Raw genomic sequence first — 11921 nt, 5'->3', positions numbered from 1 at the left:
CGATCCGCACAGCCCCTGGCAACGCGGTATCTGCGAGAACACCAATGGTCTGCTGCGCCAGTACCTGCCCAAAGGCATAGACCTCTCCGTGTTCTCGCAGCGCCAGCTCGACCTGATCGCGATGCGGATGAATATCCGTCCGCGCAAGACGCTCGGCTGGAAAACTCCTGCCGAAGTCTTTATGGAAAAATGCGCGGAACAGGATATTGCGATCAACCCCGCTGTTGCACTTAGTCTTTGAAACCGCCCATCGATATCCACGCTCCCTCGTGTCACCGGCTCGCTCGGCCCGCCTTTTTTGTGTAGTACACCATCATAGCGCCTTATCCTTTCACCGCGCAAAAGGGCACGCAGCCTTGGTCCCCGCCCAGGCGAACGGGGATGCAGACGGTACGGCAGCGGCTAGGGCTGCATGCTGCGCCCCGTCGACGCAAGGGGAAACGTGGGGTTGGGCAGGCACTTCTACTTAGATATCCAAATTAGCACGACAGCGCATGCAGTTGAAGAGAAACGCGAGGCCCTGGGAGGCGGAGCCGGTATCGCAACTACTCTCGAATACGGCTAACAAGATGCAGGCGCGAATAACCAGGCAAGAACAATCGACTATAGAACCGGGCGCTAGCGGCGAGAACGCGATGCACCTGCTTCGCGCTCAGTCCCGGAACAAGCATTGCTGTTATCGAATTACTCACGACACCACCTGGGAGTCGTACATGACCACCAAGCCGAAGGAACAGAAGCCAACGAACGAGAAGTCCGAAGACGACATCGACAGGGCTGTCGATGACACTTTCCCCGCCAGCGACCCGCCGGCGACGGGCGGAAGCACACGGATTGAGTCAGAAGATGACGAAGAAACTGATGAAGATTCGCCCGAGTAATGAGAGGCGCAGGCAAGGAGGCACCATGGCAGACACGTTCAGACCCGGCGAAATCGTCAGGGTGTCGGGTATCTATTCGGTCGTTCTCGAAGGGGGCGACAACCGCGCAGCCGACAAACTTGTGGTCCTTCTGTGCATCGCTTCCACGGCGACGAGGTATGTTTCTTGCGCCTACGTTATCGGGACCAATCCCGGACGAAGGTCGACCATTATGGAGGCCATCTACCCCGCGAACGAGCGGGAACGTTTGAAGCGACTGCATACTTTCGGAGTCCTCGACACACCCGCCGAGTCGGCTCTTGATGCGATAACGCGCCTGGCGGCCATGTCGTTGCGTGCCCCGATAGCGCTGATTAACTTCATTGACGAAACCCGACAGTGGTGCAAGTCGGCCTGGGGGATGCAGCCCCGACCCGTGAGCAGGAGGGAGTCGCTATGCGCCCACGCGCTGGTGGCGGGCGACATGCTCGTCATTCCGAACGCTACCGAAGATGAGAGGTTTCGCGACCACCCGCAAGTTGTCGGAGAACCGAAGGTTGTCTTCTATGCCGGAGCGGTATTGAAGACGTCAGATGGCGCGGGCCTCGGTACGCTGTGCGCTATCGACCATGAACCGCATAAGGTCACTGACGACGAACAGAGCGCACTGCGGACCCTCGCCAATTGTGCCGTCACTTATCTCGAAGGACGGCAGGCGTCCGAACGTCTATCGGAAGCGCAAAGTCGTCTGGAGACAGCGTGTCGCAACCGGGACGAGTTCCTGGCAATGCTGGCGCATGAGCTACGGGCGCCGCTCGCGCCTATCCACACAGCGGTTGAAGTCCTTGCAAGACCTGAGGCGACAGATGCTCAACGCACCTGGGCCCAGCAAATCCTGCGCAGGCATGTCCACTACATGAGCCAAATCGTCGACGACCTGCTGTCGGCGTCCCTTGTGTCTCGAGGCGACGTAGCACTGACGCTGGAACCGGTGCGGTTGCGTGACCTCGTGGACCGGGCGGTCGAGCTCAGTGAAGCAGCCGTGGCGGAGGGCGTCCATAGCCTGACGATAGACGTGGACGAGGCGCTCTTCGTGGATGCCGATACCACTCACTGCCCTCTAATCATCGCCCATCTGTTGAAGAACGCGGCAACCTACACGCCCCCGGGCGGCCGTATTGATGTGAGCGTCCAGGCCAGCGAGACGGAGGTCGCCCTCCGGATGCACGACAGCGGCATCGGGATTGCCGCCGCCGACCTGGAGGAAGTCTTCGAGCTGTTCAGACAGACCGAGCGCTCGCTGGCTCGTTCGCCCGGAGGAATGGGGCTGGGACTGACGCTCGCGCGCAAGCTGGCCGAGCTGCACGGAGGCACATTGGTGGCCCGAAGCGAAGGATTGGGTCACGGCAGCGAGTTCACACTGACGTTACGCCGGGCCGCGCCGGCGGCTGCTCCAGTCATCCGTGATAACGAGGATGCAGTGACAGCCGCATCGCCCATGTCGGTGCTTGTCGTCGATGACAACCACGATACGGCAGACGCGATTGCACTGTACTTCGAACTGTCTGGCCATGAGACACGGGTCGCCTATCGTGCCGCCGACGCATTGGCTCGTGGATAACTGGGTGCCCGACGTCGTCTTGAGTGACATCGGGCTGCCAGACATGGATGGGTATGAACTGGTCCGGGCATTCCGCAAACTGGAGCGCCTTAAAACAACGACCTTTGTGGCGATTACCGGTTATGCCGATGACAGGACGGCGGCCCTCGAGGCGGGCTTCGACGCCCATATGCCCAAGCCTGTGGATGCGGGAAAGCTGGAGCGGTTTCTCATCAGGCACAGAGCGAGAAACAGATGTTCGCCATGAGTGAGTGAACCGAAGCCAATTCGAAGTTCTCGTGGTGAGTCCCGTCCGCACAAACGGCGCGCGCCCGATTCACCAGCCTGCCAAGGCGGCGTTGTTCATGCCGGCCTCCACCGTCTTTCCTCGATGACCCGTACACGTTTTCCGGAGACCCGCTATCAGTACGCCTTCTTCATCTCGCCGCCCGAAGCAGGCGAATCCATTGCGCCTTTCTTCTGCTTCTTTTGCACGTTTTTCTGCGTCGGGTCAGACATTGTCCCCATCGTGTTTGCCCCAGACGCACCAGACGGCGTGCCGGTTCCACCTTGCCCCGCCGCGTTGCCACCGCCTGTCCCGCCACCAGCGCCCGCGCCCTGCGCATACGCGGCGCCGGACAAGCTCAAAATCAACGCCCCTATCAACATTCTCTTGGCAGCAACTCGCATGACCGTCTCCTTCGCTCGAGGCGACTTGTGCGTCAATGGCTGACGCATAACCGCCTTGATTCTTGCGCAATCGCCGTACCGCCCTAGCGACCACCCTACTGGCGACGCAAAGATGAGCATCGAGAACTACGAGCAAACCGGCAGTTGTGCAACCTGCAAGAAGGGAGCGCACTTGCGCACACGGCGTGTCGACCTCGGTCACGCACCGCACTCAGTCTTTCGCTTGAACTGGGAGCCGGGACCACACTTGCAGTTCGTGCGCCAGTGAGCTCTGTTGCCGTGTCGGCGCCCAAAGAGGTTTTGCATTGCGCGCCGCTTGTTTCAACGTACAGGACAACTGATATTGCACACATTCCCGGGACCGAGCCTTGCTGCGTGACGAGATTCCTGCCCCGTAGCGGTGGTCGCGGTTGCAACAAGTGGCTCCGCGGACTTCCCGCTACCTTACCCAGATGGAGGTTGTAATGAGCATTCTTTCTGGTGAACAAGCGGTTGCTTCGCAGAGAGCCAGTTTCGAAACGCTGTCCGACGCGTGGACCAAGTCATTTGGCTGCATCGAAAAGCTGACCGAGCTGAACTTGCGGGCGGTCAAATCGACGCTTGCCGAAAATCAGGCAATCGCCAGCGCAGCGTTGTCAACCAAGGACCCACAGGAGCTATTCGCATTGCAGACACAGCGGGCGCAAGCCGCGATGGAAGAAGCACAGTCGTACTGGCGGCATGTGTGGAACATCGTGGTCAGCGCCCAGGCGGAACTGGCCATGAGCACTGGGGCGCAATTCAAGACGCGCCTGCGCGACACGCAGGCGTTCGTCGACACGGTCGCAAGCAATGCACCGGCCGGAACCGAAGCCGCTGTGAATGCGTTGCAATCCGCCATCACGGCCGCCAGCGAGGCCACGAGCGCGACGATTGAAGCCAGTAAAAAGGCTGCCGAGCAAGCTGTGGAGATTGCCGAGAATAACGTTACTGCCGCAGCTTCCGCTTCAAGCAGGGTGACCAAACAGGCCGTTGAACAAGCCCGGGCTGCAACAAAAAGATAAACGCAAATATGTTAGGCGACGCGACCTGTCGGTGCGCGCCGCTGCACTTGTGAGCGCTCGTGATGTCGGGCGTTCCCAGCAGTTGCAGAAGCCGCTGCTGGTCATGGGAAAGTTGTCCGAATGAAGTGAGGTGCCTGTTCACCGAAGCAACTATTAGTGCGCCGAGGCCGTTGCGCACAGGCTTTTCACGATAAGAACAAGTTCAGGAGGGGACGTACCTTTCGGGCAATATCCGTCAAAACTTTCGCTCGCAGCGTTCGCCATCACAAATTGTTCTTCAGCGCACGTGTATGCCAAAACGAGTGGTCTGGGAGCGGGTACGCAATGCCTGATTGCTTCGGCGGTCTCGAAGCCGTCGCGTTGTGGCATCCAGATGTCAAGCAGGACCAGGTCGGGCAGCCAGAATCTGATTGTTTCCAGCGCATCACCGCATCCGCCAGCGACACGGGTTTCGATACCATCAAGTGCGAGATACGTCGCAATACCAATAGCGGCCCCACGATAGTCGTCGACAACGAGGACTCGCAGCGTACCAGGTCCATGCGCTTCGTTCTGGTCGGGTAAATGATTAGCCAACATTTGGTCATACCGAAAAAGACTTTCCTCGCCTGAGTTGCAGCAAGATGCGACCCTGGTCGCGCGCTGCGATGGTTCACGAGAGAGAACTCAAATGCTTCCAGTTTTGGTTTGCTCCCTTTCAATGTCTAGCATCCAGAATGCGCGGTGCACGACCCACAAAATCTCTTTTTGCTAGTGCTCCGAACGCCAAATCTAATAGTACCGCCCCCCAAAAGACCAGGCGAATCGCGCAGGGGATTTGCGAGGGAGTAGCGACTGGCCGGTTGGTCAGTGTGCGAAGCTTGCGCATGAAGCAATGCACAAGGCGAACCGTTTCATCCGCAGCTAACTGTAGTGCAATACGTCCAGGGATTTCCCGCTTGTGCGGCTCGTTTCGACGCTTTAAATTGGACTCCTCCCCTAACGACCGCCATCGGTCGTTAAATTTTTGAGGCCGGTGTACGCCGGCTTTCTTTTTGCCTGGTGAAGCGGCTCGTCAGTGTTTGGCAGGTGCAATAATTGCTACGTTCCGTGAGCCTATCTCGTTTCTTCCAGGAGGAAGCGTATGAGCACCCTCAGCATGAGCAGCATCAGTCAGGGTATGCAGTCCCGCGTTGACGAAAACCACGGGAAAATCATTGGTGTCGCAGTTAGCAAGGTGCCGGACGTCATGTCGACGTCGACGTTCGCGGGAGTAACAGTCATTTCTGTCGACGGTCACGACGTCGGAAAGGTGTCGGAAATCATGGCTGATATGCGCAACGGGCGGATTGCCTACGCAGTGCTGGCCGAAGGAGAATTCTTGGGCGCCGGTTTTATGTTACGTGCCATTCCGTGGAGCGCATTAACCTTTGATGTCGACAACGAGTGTTTCCGTCTCGATATGAGCGCCCAGGAAATCAAGGATGCACCTGCTTTCGACGCGGATGATTGGCCATCAATGGCAGACCCATCCTGGGGCCAGAGAATGCATAAATACTACAAACGTCCGCCTTATTGACTATTGGTCAAGGGTCCGCTGGACCACGCTGCAGCATGAACCTCCGCAACCAGCCCCAGTTCTGAAATGCCTTTGGCTGCAGTGTTCATGGCCGTCCTTGGGGTGTCACAGGCATCTGGTGCGTCGCTGAAAATCATTCGTGAAGGTTGTTCGACCATTCACAGAAGTAGTTGTGACAGTGCCGCCTGCGCCTGACCTCCGGAAGGAGCGTTTTGTCTTGCTGCAATTCGTATTTCTAGGGAGGAGCCGTGATGAGTGCCGCACTCAACCTCTTGTCATGCCCGTGTTGTGGTGGAAAAGCGCAATTCGATAGCGACGTCGAACAGACTCGGGTCATGTGCGCCGAGTGCGGAATCAGCACTCGTAGCTATTTCACGGCGTCTGAAGCAGCCAACGTGTGGAATCGGCGCACTTCCGATTCGGATACGGTCCATGCGGCCGTGTCAGTTGACGTTCTTCCTGCCCTCACGGATGGGAATTCTTGACCTTCACAGAATCAGGTTCCTGGGAACTGGGCGGCAGGCCACGTTGTCAAGCAAGGACCCACAGGAGCTATTCGCATTGCAGACACAGCGGGCGCAAGCCGCGATGGAAGAAGCACAGTCGTACTGGCGACACGTGTACAACATCATGGTCGGCGCCCAGGCGGAATTGACCGCGAACGTTGAGGCCCAATTCAAACAGCGACAGCACGTCGCGCAAGTCTTTGTCGACACGGTCGCGAGCAATGCACCGGCCGGAAGCGAAGCCGCCGTGAATGCGTTGCAAACAGCGGTGACGGCCGCCAGTGAGGCGACGAGCGCGACGATTGAAGCCAGCAAAACGGCCGCCGAACAGGCACGGGAGATTGGCGAAAACAACATTGACGCCGCAGCTTCCGCTTCAAACAGGGTGACTAGACACGCAGTGGAACAAGTCCGACCCGCCACGAAAAAATAGGTATTCGTCGGCGCGCTTGTCGATGCTCGAAACTGCACGATTCTCGTGCCTTCGGCGTCGTGGTCACATCGGCAAAGGCATGCGCAGCTTGCCCGGTCCTCTTCGGGCTGAAGCGGGGTCCAGGCGAGCAGGCGTCGACATCCCGCAGTAGACGCCCGCAGTCGGACGACGGTTTGAACAGGTTGGCCCGCTCAGCCGGCCCCCCCTCTCGTCGGCGCTTTTTCCAGCGACGGATAGCTTCGCACCAGACATTGAGGTCTGCCGCAAACCGTTGCGCCCCGCGCTTCAGGCTGTCGCACCGAACAAGGCTCCGACGCCCGATGACAGGCCCATCGCCAAAGGCTCCAGAAGACCACGCGGATAATGCCCGGGCCAACTTTCGCTCCGCCCGCTTTAGCGGCCAGGCCGCCCAGAGCGGCCAGCGACACCAGAGCAGAGACGACTATGGCCGGCAGCAGCACCGATTCGGGCGCGAGTGCGGCAACGATAGTCGGCAACGCGGCGCCGACTGCAAAGCTGCAGGCAGAAGCCAGTGCGGCTTGCAGAGGTCGGGCAGAAGTGACTTCCGAAATGCCCAGCTCGTCACGCGCATGAGCGCCCAGAGCGTCGTGCGCCATGAGTTTTTCGGCGAGTTGCCTGGCAAGCGGCAAATCCAGGCCACGCCGCACGTAGATGGCTGTCAATTCCCGGTGCTCGCGCGAGAAGTCGGCATCGAGTTCTGCCTGTTCCTGGACCAGAGCTGCCTTTTCAGTATCCGCCTGCGAGGAAACCGATACGTATTCCCCCGTCGCCATTGACATAGCTCCAGCAACCAGGCCAGCCACGACCGTAAGCACGATGTTTCCATGAGCGGTGTGCGCTGATGCTACTCCTGCAACAAGGCTCGCCGTCGAAACAATGCCATCATTTGCGCCCAGTACAGCGGCGCGCAACCAGCTTGTGGATTCCAGACGGTGCTGTTCCTTATGTCGCCCCGGCGTGATTCCTCTACGTTAGAAATGTTGATTCACTATCTCATGGCGGTGGACGCCGGGGGCCTGTTTGCGTAGCTGCGGCGTTGGCCATGGGAGAGCTGGCAGTGCTGAATCCAGCTTTCGTGCTGGCGCCGTCCCGTCGTGCGGCGTAGGCGCCGAACAAGAATTCCGATTGCATGACCTACGCCACTGCCAGGTAGAAGAGGCCTGCGACCAAAGAAGGCGCAGCGCCCCAGGCGGCGTCTTGGCGAGCACGGACCCGCTCGTGGGCCGTCTCGGGGGCATTGGTGATTGCGTCCTACGGCTTGATGCGTGACACCGGTGCGATTCTGCTCGACGTGAATCCAGACCAGCGCACGCCAGAGAACGTGCGTAACGCTATCGAAGTGGATGGCGAGCCGTTCATCGATATAAAAGAGCACAGTCCTACAGTGGACCCGCGCGACTTCGGCTAAAAAGTCGCAGGACGGCGAGCAGAATGACCGCGCCAATCAGCGCCGTAATAAGCGAGCCGATTATGCCGCCTCCAAGGTGCAGTCCGAGAGCCCCGCCAAGCCAGCCTCCTATGAAGGCTCCAACAATTCCCACGATGATGTCCACGACGATGCCAAAGCCACCGCCGTCGACGATGCGACCGGCCAACGCGCCAGCGATGCCGCCAATAATCAGCCAGAAAATGATTCCATGTGAAACATGGGTCCATGGTTTTTCCCTCGTAGGGTTAAATCCGCGTTAGCGGGCAGCAAGCATACCGATGACGAGTCCGCCGATGAGCGCCATCGCGACAGATTTCCACGGACTCTCATGAACGAAATCATCGGTCGATTCGGAGACAACGCGGTACTTCGTTTTGACAACCTCCTGTGCACTCACAATTTTGTCCTTCAGCTCAGACAGTGCCCCGGGACCGTTTCCTCGTTCTCCGTCGCCGCCGTTGGCCTTCGCTGAAGAACTATTGTCCTGTTGACCGGCGGAGCCGTGGTTGGTGGATTGATGAAACTCGGCCATTTGAGACTCCGTCATTTAGATGAATGGTCAAAGGACAGCAAATGGTGTGCCGCGCCGAGCAGTGGGCGCGGACAAAGACACGCACATGGCGGCGTTCGAAGAAGACGGACTCAAGAGAGCGTCAGCAGACCTTCGCTGGCCCTTGGGTCGTTACGGTTTCCGCCATGCGGGGCATAGGAATTGCGCTAGTCGCCCCTACGATATCGGGCCCGGCCATAGTCATCTCCGCAGTCATCGACCGCATAAACTGTATATACCGTTTATGAGATTTTTAGCGACTGTATCGGAGGTACCAGCCGGCGAATCAGGCACTGCAAGTTGTCCACAAAATCTGTTTGCAAGGCTGTGCACAACTTCACGAGCAGGCTGGGCAAGTAACTGAAACGACTGGATTTGTGCGGTGCGTGCCCGGCGCGTGGATATCGCTGGTCACCATGCGTTGGCAAGGAGCTGTGGAGTAAGGACACCACGTGTGCGCAACGTGCCGGAGCCCGCGTCAGCAAGGGCGACGGGTGCCCGACAGTGGGCCACGTAGCGCTCCACTCAGTCTTTTCACTGGCTCAGCGCGGCGTCAATCATCCTGACTATTGTCAGGCCGATTTCCGGCTTTTTTCGCACAAAGCCTCAAGTCCGCTTTGTCGTTGCCGATAGCCGAAGCATGAATACGCTGAAGCCCGATGCCACACAAGTTATCGATGCCGTCATGGCGACCGTCGAAATCCTACGCAGTGTCTGCGGCATCGACCTTAAAGAGGCGCAGATAGACGCGCTGCTGTGTAGTTCGTATCGGGAGTACATCAGCAGTGGTGCGTCGTCCTCTGACACCGCGTAGACAGCTTGATACTTGTCTCGTTGCCGCCGAATGGCCCATCCGAAGCACATCACCTCCGCACCCGCCGGACGGGGTAACTGACCGGTGTCGGAAGTGAGTTCCCGCGCTGGCTGCAAAAGCGCAATTAAGGCGCAATCGTCAGTGAGGCGACCAGTTAAAGGGCGTTCCGGACACACATACCAACAGTTTGTGCGCTCGCTGACAGTGCTGCTGGCTGCAACGAAGCAAAATGTCATTCGTGCATGCGTCCGGCGCTGGTCGCCTCAGCACTTACAAGCAGTTACGCGGGAAACCGCATGGTTTCCCCTATCGTCGCTTGGATTGGTCACAATTCATTATCCAAATCAGCGCTCGTCCGATGGGCTTGGACTCCATAACACAACTTGCGGGGATGACACGGTCATGGAAGCAAAAGACTATGACGGCAGCTCTTCGACGCATCGTGCTCATAGAAGGCACCCCGTGAGGCTGAGCGCGCACGAACTCGCGACGCTCTTTCGCCTGCGCAACGCGTCGGTTTTGACGGACATTGAAACGCCGGACGTCATTGCGCTACAGGAAGCCGGGGTGGTCCAGGTCATCATGTCGGAAGACGGTGGTGCCGCGCTGGCGCTGACCGTAGACGGGAAAGTATTGCTGCGCATGCTTGGCGCCGAGCCAGTTGGGAGTCGCAGTTACCCAAACTAATGCGCCAGTTGGCCCAGTGTCCTGCGCGGTTTGGCTTCGGCTGGCCAACACCGTCAAGCGGTTGCCCCCTGTTCGGCGTGCAATAGACGGGTCGGTTGTAAAGGCGCCTTACCCGCTACCAGAACGCGGGGCTATGCGCGCGCACATCAACACCTCTATCGCAACTGCGATTGCCAATTGAGTCTTCCGGGCGCTCTCCGAGGAAGTCAAGTATCTCTGCCTTCGGAGTCGAAAACATCAGAGGTCTCGTTATCATGGACGTCTCCGGAGCCGTAACACCGATGGCAGAGCTGCCACCGCTCTCCGTCACATTTCGGGCACGTGATGGTGTTGGACGTGTGAGACACGTCTGAAACAGTCTCGACTTCGGTTATCTGCACCTTCCCCGTCCCGCCACATTTTTCGCACGTGATTTTTCCTTGGCCACCACATTGCTGACAGGTAGTCATCGTCTCCCCTCCTGGTGGTTAGGCGTACGTGACGATACTACTCCGAGCGCGTGAGAACAAAGTCGGCATGGCGCGTGCTGCACGAAGCTCGACAACGACGAGCGTCGAAACACGCGCGAGCCACCCCGTCATGATTTGCAACTGGGTTTCTGTCCGGTCTTCAATCGAGTTGTAGACCCCGAACACAAGATTGTTTTCGCGTCAAACCGGCGTAGCGCTGGGCGATACAGCTGTCCAGATTCGCTGCTTTCTGAAACTGCCGGTCCACGTTGCTGGTAAAGACGCCTCCCTTCTCCATGCGCGCGGCCCAGAAGCGCAGAATGTCGAGCCCGCATGGGGCTCGGTGCTCCGGTATAGCGCGAGTCGGTGACCGTAGAAGCCCCAGTCAGGCAAGGGCATGCGCCACATTGCCGACGGCTACGCAATCTCTTCGAAGCTCATACCGGCAAGCTTCACGGCCGGGTACGTGCAGAATCCCACCGTACCGCGAAAGTCCGGTAGCCCCGAGTCGACACCCATCCCGACGCCAGCGGTAAAGCGTCCTTCCCGATGCCAAGGCAAATCCGCAAGTTCTGATGTCAGACCTCCAACCTTGACAAAACACGGTCGGCAAAGCTCCATGTTTGCGAACGAGAACCCGGGGGGCAACGCTTGGTTCGCGTCGCCTCGGACAGTAGTACGATATTCATTCGTCTCTGCGCCACGTGCGATGCGTCGCTCCGCGCTGGCGCGACCCTTCCGGATAAGGAGGACCTATGCGCGTGCTGATAGTTGGCGCAACCGGACTAATCGGCAAGGAAATCGCGTTCGACTGCTCTCGCCTGAACACCAGGTCATTGGCGCGAGCCGCAATGGCCCAGACCAGTTCGTGGACCTCACAGACAAAGCGTCCATCATCTCAATGAACCAGCAGCTCGGAACTGATGCCGTGATTTGCGCTGCGGGCGCGGCGAAATTCGCACCGCTTGAATCGCTGACGGATGAAGATTTTGCGTTCAGCCTGGCCAACAAGCTGATGGGGCAGGTCAATCTGGTCCGTTGTTCGGGCGGCCACGTTACCCAAGGTGGGTCCTTGACGCTCACCAGCGGCATTCTCTCCCTGCATCCGGTCACAGGGAGTGCCGTAGTGGGCATCGTGAATGCAGGGGTCGAGGCGTTCGTCCGGTCCGCAGCTCTCGAATTGCGGGGCAAAGCACGGGTTAATGCATTTGATTACACACAACTCATTCGTCAAGTTCTCGTGCGTACCTGAGTCCGGCGGCGAAATCCATCACTCGCTGC

The 11921-nt window shown here is 58.7% G+C and carries 16 protein-coding genes and 1 pseudogene; 12 read left to right on the top strand and 5 right to left on the bottom strand.

Annotated elements, in window-relative coordinates:
• The 4 genes from SB822_RS53450 to SB822_RS53435 all read left to right on the top strand — a co-directional run.
• Window positions 1–241: transposase (locus tag SB822_RS53450; RefSeq protein ID WP_410858623.1), on the top strand; the 241-nt coding region annotated here is incomplete at its 5' end.
• A gap of 472 nt (window positions 242–713) precedes the next feature.
• A complete protein-coding gene (locus tag SB822_RS53445; RefSeq protein WP_410858622.1) occupies window positions 714–881 on the top strand; it encodes a hypothetical protein in 168 nt (55 codons plus the stop codon).
• Window positions 882–906: 25 nt separating this feature from the next.
• On the top strand, window positions 907–2481 hold the full coding sequence (locus SB822_RS53440; protein ID WP_410858621.1) for an ATP-binding protein: 1575 nt from the start codon (window positions 907–909) through the stop codon (window positions 2479–2481).
• A complete protein-coding gene (locus SB822_RS53435) occupies window positions 2474–2728 on the top strand; it encodes a response regulator (RefSeq protein ID WP_410858620.1) in 255 nt (84 codons plus the stop codon). Before SB822_RS53440 ends, SB822_RS53435 begins: the two co-directional genes overlap by 8 nt.
• A 155-nt stretch (window positions 2729–2883) precedes the next feature.
• On the opposite strand, the gene SB822_RS53430 is transcribed toward SB822_RS53435, so the two are convergent.
• Window positions 2884–3150, bottom strand: a complete 267-nt coding sequence (locus SB822_RS53430) for a hypothetical protein (RefSeq protein WP_410858619.1) — start codon at window positions 3148–3150, stop codon at window positions 2884–2886.
• A gap of 464 nt (window positions 3151–3614) precedes the next feature.
• Between SB822_RS53430 and SB822_RS53425 the strand changes: the two genes are divergently transcribed.
• The gene (locus SB822_RS53425) at window positions 3615–4193 is read left to right on the top strand and encodes a phasin family protein (RefSeq protein ID WP_410858618.1); all 579 of its coding nucleotides are present in this window, start codon (window positions 3615–3617) and stop codon (window positions 4191–4193) included.
• A gap of 153 nt (window positions 4194–4346) precedes the next feature.
• Here SB822_RS53425 and SB822_RS53420 read toward each other — a convergent pair whose 3' ends face one another.
• Entirely contained in the window at window positions 4347–4772 is a 426-nt protein-coding gene (locus SB822_RS53420) for a response regulator (protein ID WP_410858617.1), read from the bottom strand.
• 544 nt (window positions 4773–5316) lie between these two features.
• On the opposite strand from SB822_RS53420, the gene SB822_RS53415 reads away from it, so the two are divergent.
• The 3 genes from SB822_RS53415 to SB822_RS53405 all read left to right on the top strand — a co-directional run bounded on the left by SB822_RS53415 (window position 5317) and on the right by SB822_RS53405 (window position 6690).
• Complete coding sequence (locus SB822_RS53415) at window positions 5317–5751, top strand: PRC-barrel domain-containing protein (RefSeq protein WP_410858616.1); 435 nt, start codon at window positions 5317–5319, stop codon at window positions 5749–5751.
• 251 nt (window positions 5752–6002) lie between these two features.
• Window positions 6003–6236 carry a Lar family restriction alleviation protein gene (locus tag SB822_RS53410; protein ID WP_410858615.1) on the top strand — a complete coding sequence of 78 codons (234 nt, stop codon included), beginning with the start codon at window positions 6003–6005 and terminating at the stop codon, window positions 6234–6236.
• Window positions 6184–6690, top strand: coding sequence for a phasin family protein (locus SB822_RS53405; RefSeq protein ID WP_410858614.1), 507 nt, complete (start codon window positions 6184–6186; stop codon window positions 6688–6690). The genes SB822_RS53410 and SB822_RS53405 overlap by 53 nt, the downstream gene beginning before the upstream one ends.
• 285 nt (window positions 6691–6975) lie before the next feature.
• On the opposite strand, the pseudogene SB822_RS53400 reads toward SB822_RS53405, so the two are convergent.
• A pseudogene (locus tag SB822_RS53400) lies at window positions 6976–7673 on the bottom strand (VIT family protein).
• 278 nt (window positions 7674–7951) lie between these two features.
• Between SB822_RS53400 and SB822_RS53395 the strand changes: the two are divergent.
• Complete coding sequence (locus SB822_RS53395; RefSeq protein WP_410858613.1) at window positions 7952–8119, top strand: hypothetical protein; 168 nt, start codon at window positions 7952–7954, stop codon at window positions 8117–8119.
• Here the strand turns inward: SB822_RS53395 and SB822_RS53390 are convergent.
• Window positions 8091–8345, bottom strand: a complete 255-nt coding sequence (locus tag SB822_RS53390; protein ID WP_410858624.1) for a GlsB/YeaQ/YmgE family stress response membrane protein — start codon at window positions 8343–8345, stop codon at window positions 8091–8093. The two genes, SB822_RS53395 and SB822_RS53390, sit on opposite strands and share 29 nt — an antisense overlap.
• Before the next feature lie 51 nt (window positions 8346–8396).
• Window positions 8397–8672: a YqjD family protein gene (locus SB822_RS53385; RefSeq protein WP_410858612.1), complete on the bottom strand. Its 276-nt coding sequence runs from the start codon at window positions 8670–8672 to the stop codon at window positions 8397–8399.
• A gap of 658 nt (window positions 8673–9330) precedes the next feature.
• Here SB822_RS53385 and SB822_RS53380 point away from each other — a divergent pair.
• From SB822_RS53380 to SB822_RS53370, 3 genes are all read left to right on the top strand, one after another.
• Window positions 9331–9504, top strand: coding sequence for a hypothetical protein (locus SB822_RS53380; RefSeq protein ID WP_165779003.1), 174 nt, complete (start codon window positions 9331–9333; stop codon window positions 9502–9504).
• 462 nt (window positions 9505–9966) lie between these two features.
• The gene (locus SB822_RS53375) at window positions 9967–10191 is read left to right on the top strand and encodes a hypothetical protein (RefSeq protein ID WP_410858611.1); all 225 of its coding nucleotides are present in this window, start codon (window positions 9967–9969) and stop codon (window positions 10189–10191) included.
• A gap of 1317 nt (window positions 10192–11508) precedes the next feature.
• Entirely contained in the window at window positions 11509–11892 is a 384-nt protein-coding gene (locus SB822_RS53370) for an SDR family oxidoreductase (protein ID WP_410858610.1), read from the top strand.
• The last annotated feature ends 29 nt before the right edge of the window (window positions 11893–11921 follow it).

Origin of the sequence: Paraburkholderia sp. SIMBA_054, from assembly GCF_046534875.1 — a bacterium.
Classification (GTDB): Bacteria; Pseudomonadota; Gammaproteobacteria; order Burkholderiales; family Burkholderiaceae; genus Paraburkholderia; species Paraburkholderia hospita.
This window is presented reverse-complemented; position numbering and strand designations above follow the sequence as displayed.

Excerpts from the sequence above, each read along its gene's own strand:
- SB822_RS53445 (WP_410858622.1), top strand. The coding sequence starts at position 714 with ATGACCACCAAGCCGAAGGAACAGAAGCCAACGAACGAGAAGTCCGAA.
- SB822_RS53440 (WP_410858621.1), top strand. The coding sequence starts at position 907 with ATGGCAGACACGTTCAGACCCGGCGAAATCGTCAGGGTGTCGGGTATC.
- SB822_RS53430 (WP_410858619.1), bottom strand. The coding sequence starts at position 3,150 with ATGCGAGTTGCTGCCAAGAGAATGTTGATAGGGGCGTTGATTTTGAGC.
- SB822_RS53425 (WP_410858618.1), top strand. The coding sequence starts at position 3,615 with ATGAGCATTCTTTCTGGTGAACAAGCGGTTGCTTCGCAGAGAGCCAGT.
- SB822_RS53420 (WP_410858617.1), bottom strand. The coding sequence starts at position 4,772 with ATGTTGGCTAATCATTTACCCGACCAGAACGAAGCGCATGGACCTGGT.
- SB822_RS53415 (WP_410858616.1), top strand. The coding sequence starts at position 5,317 with ATGAGCACCCTCAGCATGAGCAGCATCAGTCAGGGTATGCAGTCCCGC.
- SB822_RS53410 (WP_410858615.1), top strand. The coding sequence starts at position 6,003 with ATGAGTGCCGCACTCAACCTCTTGTCATGCCCGTGTTGTGGTGGAAAA.
- SB822_RS53405 (WP_410858614.1), top strand. The coding sequence starts at position 6,184 with ATGCGGCCGTGTCAGTTGACGTTCTTCCTGCCCTCACGGATGGGAATT.
- SB822_RS53385 (WP_410858612.1), bottom strand. The coding sequence starts at position 8,672 with ATGGCCGAGTTTCATCAATCCACCAACCACGGCTCCGCCGGTCAACAG.
- SB822_RS53380 (WP_165779003.1), top strand. The coding sequence starts at position 9,331 with ATGAATACGCTGAAGCCCGATGCCACACAAGTTATCGATGCCGTCATG.